The organism is Duganella sp. Leaf61 (assembly GCF_001421905.1).
GTDB lineage: Bacteria > Pseudomonadota > Gammaproteobacteria > Burkholderiales > Burkholderiaceae_D > Rugamonas > Rugamonas zoogloeoides.
In genome coordinates, this window is record NZ_LMLM01000012.1 from 309,447 (window position 1) to 325,605 (window position 16,159).

The window sequence follows — 16,159 nt, forward strand, 5'->3', positions numbered from 1 at the left end:
CACATGGAAAAAACAGCACTGGGCGCGAGCGGCCTGAACGTCTCGAAAATCTGCCTCGGCACCATGACCTTCGGCGAGCAGAATACCGAAGCCGAAGCGCACAGCCAGCTCGACTACGCCTTCGAGCGCGGCATCAATTTCATCGACACCGCCGAGATGTACCCGGTGATGCCGCGCGCCGAGACGCAAGGCTCCACCGAGCGCTACATCGGCACCTGGCTCAAGAAAAGCGGCTTGCGCGATAAGGTCGTACTGGCGACCAAGGCGGCCGGCCCCAATCCCAACCTGACCTGGGTGCGCGACGGCAAGCAGAACCTGGACGCGGCCAGCCTGCGCGCAGCGGTCGAGACCAGCTTGCAGCGGCTGCAAACCGACCATATCGATTTATACCAATTGCACTGGCCCAGCCGCAACACGCCGATCTTCGGCAGCACCGTGTTCAATCCCGAGAACGAGCGCGACTGCGTGGCCATCGAAGACACGCTGGCGGCATTGGGCGACCTGATTAAAGAGGGAAAAATTGGCGCGATCGGCGTGTCGAACGAATCGAGCTGGGGCGTGAGCGAGTTCATCAAGCAGGCCGAACTGAAGGGTTTGCCGCGCATCGCCAGCATCCAGAACCTGTACAACCTCACCGCGCGCCACTATGAGACCAGCCTGCTGGACGAGACCTGCTTCCGTGAAAACGTGGGGTTGCTGGCATACAGCCCGCTGGCGTTCGGCCAGTTGACGGGCAAGTACCACGACGATCCGAAGGCGCACGGCCGGCTGACCATCTTCCCGCCCAGCTGGAGCCCGCGCTACCTGCGGCCATCGGTGCTGGAGGCGGTGGCGCAGTACACCAGGCTGGCCCGCGACAACGGCATGACGCCGACGCAGCTGGCGCTGGCATGGTGCTACTCGCGCTGGTTCGTGGCCTCGACCATCATCGGCGCGACCACGCTCACGCAGCTGAAGGAAAACATCGATGCGTTTGAAGTAAAACTGGCGCCGGAGGTGGTCGAGGCGGTGAATGCGATTCACGCCCGCATCACCAACCCCGGCCAGTAATCACCGCAGTAAGCACTACCGGTGGTGGCTAGTCGCCGCCACCATTCAACGCGGTCTCGATATCGGACCGCTTCAGATCCGGCGCAAATTGCAGGATGAAGTCGTACGCATACGAGCGCAGGTAGGCGCCACGGCGCACCGCGAGGCGCGTCGTGTTCGAGGCGAACAGGTGCGATGCTTCCACCGCGCGCATGCCCTTGTCGCGGCCATGGTCGAACGCCATCGACGCCACGATGCCCACACCCAGTCCCAGCGACACGTACTGCTTGATCACGTCCGAATCCATGGCCGTCAACATGATGTCGGGCTTGAGGCCGGCCTGGTTGAAGGCCGCGTCGATATGGCCGCGGCCGGTAAAGCCCACGTCATACGTAATCAGCGGGAATTCCGCCAGGTCTTCGAGCCGGATCGGGCTGCGCGACAGCAGCGGGTGGCCGTCCGGCACCACGATGATGTGGCTCCAGCGGTAGCACGGGAACGATACCAGGTCCGGGAACTGCGACAGGCCCTCGGTGGCAATGCCGATATCGGTCTTGCCCGACAAAATCCATTCGGCAATGTGCTCGGGCGCGCTCTGCTGCAAGGCGATGCGCACGTCCGGGTACGCGGCGCGGAAGCCCTGCACCACTTTCGGCAACGCATAGCGGGCCTGGGTGTGGGTGGCTGCCACGCTCAGGGTGCCGCTTTGCTGGCCCGTGTATTCGAGGCTGGCCTGCTGCAGGTTCTCGGCCTCGATCAGCAGGCGGTCGATGATTTTCAGGATGCCCTTGCCCGGCTCCGTCATGCCGGTCAGGCGCTTGCCGTTGCGTTCGAAAATCACCACGCCGAGTTCGTCCTCGAGCTCGCGGATCTGGCGGCTCACGCCCGGTTGCGACGTGAACAGCGCGTTGGCCACTTCGGTCAGGTTGTAGCCGCGCCGTGCCGCTTCTCGGATCGAGCGCAATTGCTGGAAGTTCATAACGGCGCTCCGGGTTGTGCTCCATTATCGACAAACACATGCAGCCGCTTCGGCCGCACGACCAGGGTCTCGCCTTCCTTGAGCTGCAAATTGGTGAAACGTTCGTTCGACATCACCGCCTCGATCAGCTCGGACGTGTCGCCGCGTTCGAGATCGAGCTGGGCCAGAGGGCCGATCGCGTGCGCGCGGCGCAACTTGACCACGATGCCTTCGGCGCCCGGCGTGTAGCGGTCGATTTCCAGATCGTGCGGCCGCACATACGCCGTACCCTTGCCGTTCTTGCCTTCGCCATTTTGCTGGCCAGGCACCTGGAAGCTGGCGTCGCCGCTGGCCAGGATGCCGTCCTGCACGCGGCCATGGAACATGTTCACATTGCCGAGGAAGCCGTACACGAACGGCGACGCGGGATGGTTGTACACCTGGTCCGGCGCGCCGATCTGCTCGACGTTACCCTTGTTCATCAGCACGACCTGGTCGGCCACTTCCAGCGCTTCTTCCTGATCGTGGGTCACAAAAATACTGGTTACGTGCAAGTCGTCGTGCAGGCGGCGCAGCCAGCGGCGCAGTTCCTTGCGCACCTTGGCGTCGAGCGCACCGAACGGCTCGTCGAGCAGCAGCACGCGCGGTTCCACCGCCAGCGCGCGCGCCAGGGCGATACGCTGGCGTTGGCCGCCCGACAGTTGCGGCGGATAGCGGTCGGCCAGCCAGTCCAGCTGCACCAGCTCCAGCAAGTCTTTTACTTTACGGCGGATCTGGTCTTCGGACGGCCGCTCGGCGCGCGGTTTGACGCGCAGGCCGAAGGCGACGTTCTCGAACACGGTCATGTGCTTGAACAGCGCGTAGTGCTGGAACACGAAGCCCACCTGGCGCTCGCGCACGTGGCGGTGCGAGGCGTCGTCGTTGTCCAGCAGCACCTGGCCCGAATCGGGATGCTCGAGACCGGCGATGATGCGCAACAAGGTGGTCTTGCCGCAGCCGGACGGTCCCAGCAGCGCGGTCAGTTCGCCCTGCGGAAAGTCGAGCGAGACATTGTTGAGGGCGACGAAATCGCCGAAACGCTTGTTGATGTTTTTAACTTCGATCGTCATGTTACTGCTCCTTGATACGGGCATCTTCGACGCGCGATTCGTTCAGGCGCCAGGAGATAAAGGATTTCAGGGCCAGCGTCACCAGGGCCAGCAAGGCCAGCAGGGACGCCACGGCAAAGGCTGCGGCAAAGTTGTATTCGTTGTAGAGAATTTCCACTTGCAGCGGCATGGTGTTGGTCTCGCCACGGATGTGGCCGGACACCACCGACACCGCGCCGAACTCGCCCATCGCGCGGGCATTACACAAGATCACGCCGTACAGCAGGCCCCACTTGATGTTGGGCAGCGTCACGCGGCGGAAGGTATTCCAGCCCGACGCGCCCAAGACGATGGCCGCTTCTTCTTCCTCGCTGCCTTGCGCCTGCATCAGCGGGATCAGTTCGCGCGCCACGAACGGGAACGTCACGAAAATGGTTGCCAGCACGATGCCCGGCACCGCGAACAGGATCTTGATGTCGTGCTTGTACAGCCACTCGCCGAACCAGCCCTGGGCGCCGAACAGCAGCACGTAGATCAGGCCCGAAATCACCGGCGACACCGAGAACGGCAAGTCGATCAGCGTGAGCAAAAAGCTCTTGCCACGGAACTCGAACTTGGCGATACACCACGACGCAGCGATACCGAACACCAGGTTCAGCGGCACGGCAATCGCGGCCGTGATCAAGGTCAGTTTGATGGCCGAGATCGCGTCTTCCTCGACGATGGCGGCCACGTACGCTTCCCAGCCCTTGCGCAACGCTTCGGCAAACACGGCGACTAACGGCACGAACAGGAACACGGTCAGGAACAGCAGCGCGACAGCGATCAGCACATTGCGCACCCAGCGCGGCTCGAGGGTTTGCGGGGCCGACGGCAGTTCGCCGCGACGCGCAGGAGGATTAACACCGCTCATTATTTACCCGACTTTCCGCGAGCCCAGGCTTGCAAGAGATTGATACCCAACAGCATGAGGAACGACACCACCAGCATCACCACCGCAATCGCGGTGGCGCCGGCGTAGTCGTACTGCTCGAGCTTGGTGATGATGAACAGCGGCGTGATTTCCGACACCATCGGCATATTGCCGGCGATGAAAATCACCGAACCGAACTCGCCGGTGGCGCGCGCAAACGCCAGCGCGAAACCGGTCATGAGCGAGGGCAAAATCGTCGGGAACACCACGCGGCTGAAGGTCTGGAACGCATTGGCGCCCAGGCTGGCGGCAGCCTCTTCCAGTTCGCGTTCGGCGTCTTCGAGCACCGGTTGCACGGTGCGCACCACGAACGGCAAACCGATAAAGGTCAGCGCCACCACTACGCCCAGCGGCGTAAACGCCACCTTGATGCCGAGCACGCCTTCGATAAACTGGCCGAACCAGCCATTGGCCGAGTACAGCGCGGTCAGCGTGATGCCGGCCACGGCGGTGGGCAGCGCGAACGGCAAGTCCACCAGGGCATCGACGATGCGCTTGCCTGGAAATTCGTAGCGCACCAGCACCCAGGCCACGATACCGCCAAAGATGACGTTGATAAACGCGCCGATCAGCGACGCGCCAAACGTCAGGCGGTAGGAAGCCATCACGCGGTCGGATGTGACAGCCGCAATAAAGCCTTCCCAGGTCATGGTAAAAGTCTTGAGGAAAATCGCCGACAGCGGGATCAGGACGATCAGCGCCAGATAAAAGATGGTGAACCCGAGCGAGAGCCGGAAACCGGGCATCACGCGGAAAGGCGCGCCCCGTGCGGCAACGGGTGCCGTGGCGGGCGCTGCTAAGACTGCTGACATGGTCGCTCCCTTATTACATAAACTTCTATAAGGGCTGCATAGTCTCACTTGTGCTTCATTCTACAAACGAAGCAATTTTTATTTAGTTAGATCAATCAGCTATAACGAGTCCACCACACCTAGCTTTTAAAAATCAGTTTGAAGGCTACCGTCACCAGGATCATCGCCAGCAAGCCGCGCAGCAGCTTCTCCGGCACCGCGCGCGCCACGTAGGAGCCGAGCGTGATGCCCGGCAAGGAACCCACTAGCAGCGCCAGCAGCAGGTTCCAGTCGATGGAACCGAGCCACCAGTGGCCCACGGCCGCAATCGCCGTCAGCGGCACGGCGTAGGCGATGTCGGTACCGGCGACTTCGGCAGCAGTCAGGCGCGGGTACAGCAGCACCAGCACGGTTGCGCCAATGGCGCCGGCGCCGATCGATGAGATGGTGACCAGCACGCCGAGCACGGCGCCGGACACGATGGTCGCAAGTGCCAGCGAGCGGCCTTGCAGCTGGCGTTCCGGGTGGGCGGTGATCCACTCGAGCATCTTGCGCTTGAACAGCAAGGCAACCACGGTGAGCAGCACCGAGCCGCCGATCATATAGCGGATCAGCTGGCCGATATCCTGGTTGAGGGTGCCGAAATACTTGAGCGAGAGACTGGCCAGCAGCGCGGCCGGCAAGGCGCCGATGCACAGGCGGCGCACGATATCCCAGTGCACGGTCCCGCGCAGGCGGTGGGTGAACGTGCCCACGCCCTTGGTGATCGAGGCGAAAGCGAGGTCGGTGCCTACGGCCACGGCCGGCGACACGCCAAACAGCAGGGTCAACAACGGCGTCATCAACGAACCGCCACCAACGCCGGTCATGCCGACCAGCAGGCCAACAGCAAAACCCGATACAACGAAAGATACATCCATGCAAAAATCCCCAAAGTAGGCCGCAGAGTACCTACTTCGGGGAAATTATCAAACAACAGCATCGTTATTTGCTTATGCGCTTACTGTACTTGGTGCGCCTCGATATGCATTACTTGTTCGGCTGCGGTGTAACGCGCAGATAAGGGCGCGCAGCCGTAAAGCCTTTTGGATACTTTTGCTTCAGCACTTCCGGATCTTGCACGGTCAGCGGAATGATGACATCGTCGCCGTCTTTCCAGTTGCCGGGCGTGGCCACGGTGTAGCCGTCGGTCAGTTGCAGGGCGTCGATCACGCGCAGCACTTCGTCGAAGTTGCGGCCGGTGCTCATCGGGTAGGTCAGCGACAGGCGCACTTTCTTGGCCGGGTCGATCACGAACAGCGTGCGCACGGTGGCAGTGGTCGAAGCGTTCGGGTGGATCATGTCGTACAGCGACGATACCGAACGGTCTTCGTCGGCGATGATCGGGAAGCCGACCACGGTGTCTTGCGTCTGCTCGATATCGCTGATCCAGGCCGCGTGTTTTTCAGCCGGATCGACCGACAATGCGATCGCCTTGACGTTGCGCTTGTCGAATTCCGGCTTCAGCTTGGCGGTCAGGCCCAGCTCGGTGGTGCACACCGGCGTGAAGTCGGCCGGGTGCGAGAACAGCACCACCCAGGAATCGCCCGCCCACTCGTGGAACTTGAGCTTGCCAATCGAAGAATCCTGTTCAAAATCAGGGGCGACGTCGCCCAGTCGTAAAGTCATAGTGGTCTCCTGAAAGAGGACCCGATCGGTGGATCAGTGGGTCCGGGATTGCGTATTGTGCGCTTGTTCTGCCAAAAAATACAACATTTCCAATCCTTCGGGCCAGTCGCCCAGGCCGGACTCGGCATTGATATGGCCGAGCGGTCCGCCGTTGACGAACCGGCTCTGCCAGCGCTCTGCCCAGCACGCCGCGCGCGGCGCCGCCATCCAGGGATCGTTGGTGCTGCCGACCATGACGGAAGGTCGCGCCAGTGGTTCCAGCGGCAACTGCTCCACCACGTCGAATTTTTCCGGATCGGCCGGCGCCACCAGCAGCACGCCCGCCACGTTGGACGGATCGCGCGCCAGGCTGTGCACGGTGGCCAGGCTGCCGAAGCTGTGCGCCACGATCAGCGTGGGCCGGGTATCGCTGCCCTGCTGACGCAGCTGGTCCACCCGCGCCGACCAGCGTGCCAGGTCGGGCACATCCCAGTCATCCTGCTCCACGCGCTCGAAGGCCGGGAACAAACGCTGCCACCGGCTTTGCCAATGGTCCGGTCCGCTGTTATGCAGACCGGGCGCGATCAGGACACGGAATTCGGCAAGCGCGTGGGCCATGATATTTGATTACCTGGGTTGCTTATTTAGGCTGATAAATCTGGTCGAACACGCCGCCATCCGAGAAGTGTACCTTCTGGGCACGGGTCCAGTCGCCTGCCACATCCGCGATCGTGAACAGCTTGACGGCCGGGAACTGGCTGGCGTATTTCTTCGCTTCCTTCTCCACTGCCGGACGGTAGTAGTTCTTGGCGATGATTTCCTGCGCTGCATCGGTGTACAGGAAGTTCAGGTAAGCTTCGGCCACCTTGCGGGTGCCACGCTTGTCCACTACCTTGTCAACCACGGCCACTGGCGGCTCGGCCAGGATCGACACCGACGGGGCGATGATGTCGAACTTGGTCGGGCCCAGTTCCTTGATCGCCAGCAGCGCTTCGTTTTCCCACGCGATCAGCACGTCGCCGATGCCGCGTTCAACGAAAGTGGTGGTGGCGCCACGGGCGCCCGAATCCAGCACCGGCACGTTTTTATACAGCTTGCCGAGGAAGTCTTTAGCGGACGCTTCGGTGCCGCCCGGCTGGCGCAGCGCGTAGCCGTAGGCTGCCAGGTGGTTCCAGCGGGCGCCGCCCGAGGTTTTCGGATTCGGGGTAATGACGGCCACGCCTGGTTTCACCAGGTCGTTCCAGTCCTTGATGCCTTTAGGATTGCCCTTGCGGACCAGGAACACGATGGTGGACGTGTACGGGGTGCTGTTGTGCGGCAGCTTTTTCTGCCAGTCCGGCGACAGCAGTTTTTTCTCGGCGATGGCGTCGATGTCATAGGCCAGCGCCAGCGACACCACGTCCGCTTCCAGGCCGTCGATCACGGCGCGGCCCTGTTTGCCCGAGCCGCCGTGCGATTGCTTGATCTTGACGTTGTCGCCAGTCTTGGCTTTCCAGTCCTTGGCAAAGGCGGCGTTCACGTCGGCATACAGCTCACGCGTGGGGTCATACGATACGTTAAGCAAAGAAATATCTGCAGCGAACGATGGAGCGGCGGTAACAACAGTGGTCGCGGCCAAGATGGCAGCGGCAATAATTTTTTTGGACAGCATCGTAATCCCCTGGTTGTGAAGGCCCCCAGATTACTGCTGTCCCTTATAAATGAGAACTAAGCTTTTAGCAGTTCAATATACCGCAATCTTATATAGAATCAATAGAATCAATAGAATCAATAGAAGCGGTTGAAGAGCACCACGCCCCATGTGGCTGCCGCCAGCAGGCACGCCAGCAGCACGGCCGCACTGCCGAAATCCTTGGCATTTTTCGACAGCGGATGGCGCTCGAGCGAAATCCGGTCCACCACTGCTTCGATCGCTGAATTGATCAGCTCGACGATCAGGATCAGCACCATTACCGCGATCAGCACCAGTTTTTCAAATGCCGAAATGCGCAGCGCCAGCGCGATGGCGGTGGCGACAATGAACAGCACCAGTTCCTGGCGGAACGCGTGTTCATGGCGCCAGGCGGACTTGAGACCGTCCATCGAATAGAAAAAAGCCGAAAAGATACGTTTCAGGCCGCTTTTGCTCTTGAACTCGCTCACTGGTTCCATATTTGGGGGCTGTGTAAAAAGATAAGATTATGCATCATGTGCTGCGTGTTTTCACATTATGGTATAAAGTAATATCACTTTACGGCATTGCACCACCATATGATGAAAGCAGAGATACCGACAGAGCAGAAGACCACTATCCAGGTCATCGACCGCATGATGGCGCTGCTCGACGCGCTGGCGCGCTACCCGGACCCGGTCAGCCTCAAGGAATTGTCCAAGGTCTCGGGATTACACCCTTCCACCGCCCATCGCATCCTCAACGACATGGTGGTCACGCGGTTTGTCGACCGCATCGAACCGGGCACGTATCGGCTTGGCATGCGCTTGCTGGAACTGGGCAACGTCGTCAAGAGCCGGCTGTCGGTACGCGAAGCGGCGCTGGACTTCATGCGCGCGCTGCACAAGAAAACCCAGCAGACCATCAACCTGTCGGTGCGCCAGGGCGACGAGATCGTCTATATCGACCGCGCGTTCTCGGAACGCTCTGGTATGCAGGTGGTGCGCGCCATCGGCGGCCGCGGACCGTTGCACCTTACCTCCACCGGCAAGCTGTTTTTATCGGTCGATGAGCCCAAGGCCATCCGCGCGTATGCCACGCGCACCGGGCTGGCCGGCCACAACAAGAATTCGATCACGGACTTGTCCAAGCTCGAGCGCGAGCTGAGCCTGGTGAAGTCGCGCGGCTATGCGCGCGACAATGAAGAACTGGAACTGGGCGTGCGCTGCATGGCCGCCGGCATCCGCGACGATAGCGGCAAACTGATTGCCGGGCTGTCGATCTCGGCGCCGGCCGACCGTTTACAGGAAGACTGGCTGGAAGACCTGGTGATTACCGCCAACCAGATCTCCGCCACCCTCGGTTACATGCCGGTGGAATAAACCGGCGTGGTGCCGGCGCCGATGTTCAGCGCGGCCGGCTTCAGTGCTTCGATCCACTTGCGGATACGGCCGGCATCGGCCACGCGCGACTGCGTGCCCTTGGAATCGAGGAACACCATGATCACGGAACGCCCTTCGATCACCGCCTGCATCAGCAGGCAACGGCCCGCTTCGTTGATAAAACCGGTTTTCTGCAAGCCGATCGACCAGTCCGGGCTGGCCACCAGGCGGTTGGTCGTGCCGAATTGCATCGGACGGCCATTCGCTTCAACGATGGCGTTGGTGTCGGTGGAAAACTGGCGCAGCATCGGGTGTTCGTAAGCGGCAATCGCCAGCTTGGCCAGGTCGCGCGCGCTGGCCACATTCATTTTCGACAGGCCGCTCGAATCGACGTAATGGGTGTCGCTCATGCCCAGTTCGCGCGCCTTGGCGTTCATCGCTTCGACAAACGCAGGCTTGCCACCCGGATAGTTGCGGCCGAGTGCCGAAGCTGCGCGGTTTTCCGAACTCATCAAGGCAATATGCAGCATGTTGGCACGCGTCAGCTGGGCGCCCACGCGCAGGCGCGAGCTGCTGAACTTGGCGCGATCGACGTCGTCGTCGGTCACGGTCAGCACTTCATCCATGTCCTGGTTCGCTTCCACCACGACCAGGCCGGTCATCATCTTGGTGATCGAGGCGATCGGCAACGCGATATTGGAATTCTTTTCAAACAGCACTTCCGAATTGGCCTGGTCGAGCACCAGCGCCACGTTCGATTTCAGGTCGAGCGGATCGCGGGTAGCGGACAGGCCGGCCAGGTCGCCCATGGTGGCAAACGCCGGGGCGGCCGTGATCAGGCGCTGGTAGCTGACTTTCTTGCGGCCGTTCACGCGTGTAATACGCTTGACCACGCGGCCTTCCACCCGGGGAGCGGACAGGCGCACGGTCTGGCGCGCCTTGGCTTTTTTGACTTGTGCCTTCTTGGGTGCGGCAGTTTCTGCGTGGGCGATGCTGGCCGTGGTAAGGCCGGCGGAGGCAAACATCAGCGAAATGACGGCACTGAGCGCTAGTTTATACATTCATTTCCCCAGGAAGAACAAACAAAATTCACAAATTGACCGTTGCAGTGTAGCAAAATGCTGTGCCAGCGCAAGCAAAATTCTCCCTGCTGACCAGATTGGTTGCGGATTCGCCATATACGAATCGCAACTCGTGTTCAAACAGATATCACGACATAAATTTAACAAATTCGTCGAGCGCCATGCGCTCGGTGACCAGCGTGTTCTCGACCTTGCTCATATCGGCATAGCCGAGGGCCATGCCGCAGACCACCATTTCATGGTCGGGCAGCGCCAACTGGGCGGCAATCACCCGATGATACTGGGTAAACGCGGCCTGTGGACAGGTATCTAGCCCACGGCCGCGTGCAGCGACCATCACGCTTTGCAGGAACATGCCGTAGTCGAGCCACGCCCCCTGCGCCATCGCCCGGTCGATGGTAAAGATCAGTCCCACCGGCGCGCCGAAAAAGTCGTAATTCTTGCCGTGCTGGGCAGCCATGCCGGCCTTGTTCTCGCGCGTGAGGCCCAGCAGCGCATACAGGTCCCAGCCCACCTTGCGGCGGCGGTCGATGAACGGCGACTTCCACTCGGTCGGGTAATAGGCGTATTCCTCAATGTGCTGGCGCGCCTGCACCGGGTCGTGGTGCAGGGCCAGGATGGCGTCCGACAGCGACCGTTTCGGATCGCCCTGCAGCACATACACTTTCCACGGCTGGGTATTGGTGCCCGACGGCGCCCTGCCCGCCACCTGCAGGATGTGGGCGATGTCTTCGCGCGCGACCGCTTGCGGCAGGTAGGCGCGGATCGAGCGGCGCGACGTGATGGCGGCGTCCACCGCCTGCTGTTCGGGAGTCGTCACAGGTTTTTCCTTATTTCGATTTACTGACAACAAAGAATACCCCGGCGACGGCCAGCGCCATGCCAGCCATGCCGAGGGCGTTGAACGCTTCGCCGAACATCAGCCACGCCATCAGCGCGGTGGTCGGCGGCGTCAGGTAAAGCAAGCTGGTCACTTGAGTGGCGTCGCTGCGGCGTATCAGCGCGAACAGCAGGAAGATCGCGCCGATCGATACCGCCAGCACTGCCCAGGCCAGCGCGCCTATAAAGTGCGGGGTCCACTGCACCGCAGCAAAGTCCAGCCCCATGCCTTCAAAAATGATAGCCAGCGGCAAGATCACCATGGTGGAGGCGGTAAACTGGATCACCGTGCCGGTGCGCAAGTCGAATTGTGGGCAGTAACGTTTCTGGTACAAGGTGCCGACGGTGATCGACACCAGCGCCAGCACGCACAGGGCAATCGCCGCAAACGACAGGCCGACCAGCTCGATCTTGGCCGCAACCACCAGCGCCACCCCGCCAATGCCGAACAATAATCCCAGCCACTGGCGCGGCCGCACGGTTTCGCCGATCAGCGGCGCGGCAAAGGCGGTCAGGATCGGCTGCATGCCCACGATCAGGGCCGACAGTCCGGCCGGCATGCCCAGCTTGATCGCGCACCACACGCCACCCAGGTAGCCGGCATGCAGCAGCACACCGGCCAGCGCAATGTGCAGCACCTTGCCCTGCGGCCAGGGCGCGCGCAACAGCAATACCAGCGGCGCCAGGATCGCCAGCACACACAGAAAACGCAGGACGATAAAGGTCAGCGGCGGTGCATAAGGCAGGCCGAACTTGGCAACGATGAAACCGCTGCTCCACAAAAATACGAAAAACAACGGAATTGGCGACAGAAAAGAAGCGGTGCGGGGAGCGGTTGTGGCGGCGGACGGGTCGGGCATGTCAAGTTACTATCAGTCTAATAGGAGGTCGGCTACGCCGAACAGGTGCTCGTCGAGTCTAGCACGGGAGAGGCGGCCTCATGGGGAGGAGGTGCCGGAGGCCAGTCGTGGCGCGGTTCCACACGGATATTTACTTGCAAGGAAACAAATAACCGGCAGTCGCTTTGCTTACCTGAAAATAACACTCATGCCTTGATGCAACGCACAAAAAATCGCTTGACTTAATTTTTGAAGGCCGTAAAATCGGTCTTGTTGCGTTGCACAATTTGTGATTCGGTCTGAAACGTGGATGACTGCATTCTGGTCTGTTCTGGTCGTTTCGCACCGACAGTAAAAACAGTAAGAAACCTCATTCAAGCCCTATTTTCTGGAGAGTTAAATGTTTTCGATCCCTGAGCAATTTTCCAATGCGACCAAAGCCAACTTCGAAGCCCAGTTCGCCATCTTCTCGGCACTGACCAACAAAGCATTCGAAGGCGTCGAAAAACTGGTTGACCTGAACCTGACCGCCGCCAAAGCTTCGCTGGAAGAAACGTCGAACACCGCCAAGCAACTGCTGTCGGCCAAAGACCCGCAAGAATTCTTCGCGCTGGCTTCTGCTCAAGCCCAGCCGAACGCTGAAAAAACCCTGGCTTACAGCCGTCACCTGGCCACCATCGCTTCGAGCACCGGCGCCGAGTTCAGCAAAGCTGCCGAAACCCAGATCGCCGAAACCAACCGCAAAGTCATTTCGCTGGTGGAAGAAGTGAGCAAGAACGCCCCGGCCGGCAGCGAAAACGCGATCGCCCTGTTCAAATCGGCCATCGGCAACGCCAATGCCGGCTACGAGCAAATGACCCGTACCGCCAAGCAAGCCGCCGAGTCGATCGAAACCAACCTGAACCAGGCCGTCAGCCAGTTCACCGCCGCTGCCGCCAAAGCCGCGCCGGTACGTGCCTGATCAGTAGCAACCTCCTCCTCGTCCGCTCGCGGACGACCTTGAAAGCCTCGGACTCCGAGGCTTTTTTTTCATCTTGAGGTGTGGAGCCCACTCGTCGCCGAGGCGCGCAGGCAACGCCTCATTCCCGACCGGGACACGCTGTTACTCGCCCAGGTAGGCAGCCTTCACGCGCGGGTCGTCCAGCATGGCGCTGGCCTGGCCGGTCATGGTGATCACGCCGGAGTCCATCACGTAGCCGCGGTGCGCCGCTTGCAGCGCCAGCTTGGCGTTCTGCTCCACCAGCAGCACGGTGATGCCTTCGGCAGAGACGTTGCGGATCACCTCGAAAATCTTGTCCACCATGATCGGCGACAGGCCCATCGACGGCTCGTCGAGCAGCAGCAGTTTCGGGTGCGACATCAGCGCGCGCGCCATCGCCAGCATTTGCTGCTCGCCACCGGACAAGGTGCCGGCCAGTTGCTGCGCGCGTTCCCTCAGGCGCGGGAACACGTCGAACCATTTGGCGACGTCCGCCTCGATGCCGGCCTTGTCGTTGCGCGTAAACGCGCCCATCATCAGGTTTTCCTCGATGGTCATGCGGGTGAATACACCGCGTCCTTCCGGCACCATCGCCAGCTTCTTTTCCACCAGGTGGAAGGACTTGGTGCCCTTCATCGACTCGCCCTGGTACGTGATCGTGCCTTCCACCTTGCACTCCGGCAAGGTGCCGGTGATGGCTTTCAGGGTGGTGGTCTTGCCGGCGCCGTTGGCGCCGATCAGCGCGACCAGTTCGCCCTGGTTCACTTCCAGGTCGATGCCCTTGACTGCCTTGATGCCGCCGTAGGCCACCTTGAGCCCGGAGATTTTCAGTACGTTGCTACTCATTAATGCGATCCTCCGAGGTAGGCGTCGATCACCGCCTTGTTGCTTTGTATTTCAGCCGGCAGGCCTTCCGCAATCGGCTTGCCGTACTCCAGCACCATCAGCCGGTCGCACAGCGCCATCATCATCTTGACGTCGTGCTCGATCAGCAGCACGGTCTTGCCCTGCTGCTTGATCTTGATGAGCAGTTCGCGCAGCGCCAGTTTTTCGGTGGCGTTCATGCCGGCCGCCGGTTCGTCGAGCGCCAGCAGTTGCGGATCGGTGGCCAGCGCGCGGGCGATTTCCAGGCGGCGCTGGTCGCCGTACGACAGGAACTTCGACGTGCGGTTGGCAAACTTGCCGATGCCGACGAAATCGAGCAGCTCCTGGGCGCGGGTGCGGATCGACGCTTCTTCCTCGCGCGCGGCCTTGTGGCGGAAGATGGCGCCAAACACGCCCTGCTTCGAGCGCACGTGGCGCCCGACCATGACGTTTTCCAGCGCCGTCATCTCGCCGAACAGGCGGATGTTCTGGAAGGTGCGGGCGATGCCGGCCTTGGCCACCTCGTGCGGGGCGGACGGCGAATACGGCTTGCCGGCCAGCTCGAAGGTGCCGGTATCGGGCTGATACAGGCCGGTAATGACGTTGAAGAACGTGGTCTTGCCCGCGCCGTTGGGGCCGATCAGGCCGTAGATCTGGCCTTGCTTGATCGTGATGCCCACGTCGGTCAGCGCCTGCAGGCCGCCGAAGCGTTTATTGACGCCGGCGATATTCAAAATGGTTGGCTGTTCATTCATGGTGGCGTTCATCGTTGCACTCCTCAAGCCGCGACCGTGTCGGACGATTTATCTTTGGTGTCCGAATCGTGGTCGGGACGGTCTTCGTGCTTGGGCGACGGCCACAGGCCGGCCGGGCGGTACAACATCATCAGCACCAGCGCCAGGCCGTACAGCAGCTGGCGCAGCACTTCCGCTTCGATCACGACATGGCCGAACAGTTTCTGTTGCAGCGGCTCCACCACGTGGCGCAGCACTTCCGGCAGCGAGGCCAGCAGCGCGCCGCCGAGGATCACGCCCGGGATATGGCCGATGCCGCCCAACACCACCATCGCCAGCACGGCGATCGATTCGGTCAGCGAGAACGATTCCGGCGAGACAAAGCCCTGGAACGCGGCAAACATGGCGCCCGCCACGCCGCCGAACGACGCGCCCATCGAGAAGGCCAGCAGCTTGACGTTGCGGGTGTTGATGCCCATGGCCTTGGCGGCGATTTCATCTTCGCGGATCGCCACCCAGGCGCGGCCCAGGCGCGAGTGCTGCAGGCGCGCCGTGACGAACACGATCACCACGCACAGGAACAGGAACAGGTAATAGTAGGCATTGACCGACGGCATGGCGAAGTCGCCCAGCATGACGGTGGCGCGCGAACCGGCCTCGCCGGCCAGGTTGACACCGAACACGCGGATCGGGTCGATCATGTTGATGCCCTGCGGACCGTTGGTGAAATTGATCGGCTCGTTCAAGTTCATCATGAAGATGCGGATGATCTCGCCAAAGCCCAGGGTCACGATGGCCAGGTAATCGCCGCGCAGCTTGAGCGTGGGGGCGCCCAGCAAGGCGCCAAAGAAACCGGCCAGGATGGCGGCGATCGGCACGATGGCCCATACCGACAGGTGGATGCCGTTCTGCTGGATCTCGGGTCCGAGCACGGCGACCAGGGCATCGGCCACGGCCGGGTACTCGTAGATCATCGACTCGAGCAAGGTGGCGAACTGCGGCGAGGCCAGCAGCCCGGTCACGTACGCGCCCACCGCGAAGAACGCGATGTAGCCGAGGTCGAGCAGGCCGGCGAAGCCGACTACGATGTTCAGGCCCAGCGCCAGCATGATGTACAGCAGCGCCATGTCGATGATGCGTACCCACGAATTGCCGAACTGGGCGGCAAAGAACGGGAAGATCAGCAGGCCGATCAACAGCACGGCCATGCTGGCGTAAGCCTTGCGCGGGTTATGCGACGTGTCAAAAATAGCCATCTCGGTC

Annotated in this window: 18 protein-coding genes; 3 read left to right on the forward strand and 15 right to left on the reverse strand. The window is 61.3% G+C overall.

Annotated features, from left to right (window positions below; genetic code table 11):
• The first annotated feature begins 3 nt into the window (after positions 1-3).
• Positions 4-1,050, forward strand: coding sequence for an aldo/keto reductase (locus ASF04_RS10395; protein ID WP_056140864.1), 1,047 nt, complete (start codon positions 4-6; stop codon positions 1,048-1,050).
• A 28-nt stretch (positions 1,051-1,078) separates the two neighbouring features.
• Here the strand turns inward: ASF04_RS10395 and ASF04_RS10400 are convergent, their stop codons facing one another.
• The 9 genes from ASF04_RS10400 to ASF04_RS10440 all read right to left on the reverse strand — a co-directional run bounded on the left by ASF04_RS10400 (position 1,079) and on the right by ASF04_RS10440 (position 8,637).
• The gene (locus ASF04_RS10400) at positions 1,079-2,008 is read right to left on the reverse strand and encodes a CysB family HTH-type transcriptional regulator (RefSeq protein WP_019922902.1); all 930 of its coding nucleotides are present in this window, start codon (positions 2,006-2,008) and stop codon (positions 1,079-1,081) included.
• Positions 2,005-3,096, reverse strand: coding sequence for a sulfate/molybdate ABC transporter ATP-binding protein (locus ASF04_RS10405; protein ID WP_056140866.1), 1,092 nt, complete (start codon positions 3,094-3,096; stop codon positions 2,005-2,007). Before ASF04_RS10405 ends, ASF04_RS10400 begins: the two co-directional genes overlap by 4 nt.
• Before the next feature lies 1 nt (position 3,097).
• Positions 3,098-3,988, reverse strand: coding sequence for a sulfate ABC transporter permease subunit CysW (gene cysW / locus ASF04_RS10410; protein ID WP_056140868.1), 891 nt, complete (start codon positions 3,986-3,988; stop codon positions 3,098-3,100).
• The gene (cysT, locus tag ASF04_RS10415) at positions 3,988-4,860 is read right to left on the reverse strand and encodes a sulfate ABC transporter permease subunit CysT (RefSeq protein ID WP_056140870.1); all 873 of its coding nucleotides are present in this window, start codon (positions 4,858-4,860) and stop codon (positions 3,988-3,990) included. The genes cysW and cysT overlap by 1 nt, the downstream gene beginning before the upstream one ends.
• Positions 4,861-4,979: 119 nt before the next feature.
• A complete protein-coding gene (locus tag ASF04_RS10420) occupies positions 4,980-5,759 on the reverse strand; it encodes a sulfite exporter TauE/SafE family protein (RefSeq protein WP_056140871.1) in 780 nt (259 codons plus the stop codon).
• A 109-nt stretch (positions 5,760-5,868) separates the two neighbouring features.
• The gene (locus ASF04_RS10425) at positions 5,869-6,507 is read right to left on the reverse strand and encodes a peroxiredoxin (protein WP_019922907.1); all 639 of its coding nucleotides are present in this window, start codon (positions 6,505-6,507) and stop codon (positions 5,869-5,871) included.
• 33 nt (positions 6,508-6,540) lie between these two features.
• Positions 6,541-7,104, reverse strand: coding sequence for an alpha/beta hydrolase (locus ASF04_RS10430; protein ID WP_056140873.1), 564 nt, complete (start codon positions 7,102-7,104; stop codon positions 6,541-6,543).
• A gap of 22 nt (positions 7,105-7,126) precedes the next feature.
• Positions 7,127-8,137, reverse strand: coding sequence for a sulfate ABC transporter substrate-binding protein (locus ASF04_RS10435; RefSeq protein ID WP_056140875.1), 1,011 nt, complete (start codon positions 8,135-8,137; stop codon positions 7,127-7,129).
• A 116-nt stretch (positions 8,138-8,253) separates the two neighbouring features.
• Positions 8,254-8,637, reverse strand: coding sequence for a diacylglycerol kinase (locus tag ASF04_RS10440; RefSeq protein ID WP_056140878.1), 384 nt, complete (start codon positions 8,635-8,637; stop codon positions 8,254-8,256).
• Between the two features lie 102 nt (positions 8,638-8,739).
• Here ASF04_RS10440 and ASF04_RS10445 point away from each other — a divergent pair, with 102 nt between their 5' ends.
• Positions 8,740-9,519 carry an IclR family transcriptional regulator gene (locus ASF04_RS10445; RefSeq protein WP_056141937.1) on the forward strand — a complete coding sequence of 260 codons (780 nt, stop codon included), beginning with the start codon at positions 8,740-8,742 and terminating at the stop codon, positions 9,517-9,519.
• Here the strand turns inward: ASF04_RS10445 and pbpG are convergent.
• From pbpG to ASF04_RS10460, 3 genes are all read right to left on the reverse strand, one after another.
• The gene (pbpG, locus tag ASF04_RS10450; protein ID WP_056140883.1) at positions 9,501-10,580 is read right to left on the reverse strand and encodes a D-alanyl-D-alanine endopeptidase; all 1,080 of its coding nucleotides are present in this window, start codon (positions 10,578-10,580) and stop codon (positions 9,501-9,503) included. The genes ASF04_RS10445 and pbpG overlap by 19 nt on opposite strands.
• A 148-nt stretch (positions 10,581-10,728) precedes the next feature.
• Complete coding sequence (locus ASF04_RS10455; RefSeq protein WP_056140885.1) at positions 10,729-11,421, reverse strand: nitroreductase; 693 nt, start codon at positions 11,419-11,421, stop codon at positions 10,729-10,731.
• A 10-nt stretch (positions 11,422-11,431) separates the two neighbouring features.
• Positions 11,432-12,340 carry a DMT family transporter gene (locus ASF04_RS10460; RefSeq protein WP_056140888.1) on the reverse strand — a complete coding sequence of 303 codons (909 nt, stop codon included), beginning with the start codon at positions 12,338-12,340 and terminating at the stop codon, positions 11,432-11,434.
• Positions 12,341-12,719: 379 nt separating this feature from the next.
• On the opposite strand from ASF04_RS10460, the gene ASF04_RS10465 reads away from it, so the two are divergent.
• Positions 12,720-13,280 (forward strand): phasin family protein, encoded by a 561-nt coding sequence (locus ASF04_RS10465; RefSeq protein WP_056140891.1) that lies wholly within the window; start codon positions 12,720-12,722, stop codon positions 13,278-13,280.
• Positions 13,281-13,421: 141 nt separating this feature from the next.
• Here the strand turns inward: ASF04_RS10465 and ASF04_RS10470 are convergent, their stop codons facing one another.
• The 3 genes from ASF04_RS10470 to ASF04_RS10480 are packed head-to-tail and all read right to left on the reverse strand — an operon-like array spanning position 13,422 to position 16,152.
• On the reverse strand, positions 13,422-14,144 hold the full coding sequence (locus ASF04_RS10470; RefSeq protein ID WP_056140894.1) for an ABC transporter ATP-binding protein: 723 nt from the start codon (positions 14,142-14,144) through the stop codon (positions 13,422-13,424).
• On the reverse strand, positions 14,144-14,917 hold the full coding sequence (locus tag ASF04_RS10475; protein WP_056141940.1) for an ABC transporter ATP-binding protein: 774 nt from the start codon (positions 14,915-14,917) through the stop codon (positions 14,144-14,146). Before ASF04_RS10475 ends, ASF04_RS10470 begins: the two co-directional genes overlap by 1 nt.
• Positions 14,918-14,940: 23 nt before the next feature.
• Entirely contained in the window at positions 14,941-16,152 is a 1,212-nt protein-coding gene (locus tag ASF04_RS10480; RefSeq protein WP_056140897.1) for an ABC transporter ATP-binding protein, read from the reverse strand.
• Positions 16,153-16,159: the final 7 nt, after the last annotated feature.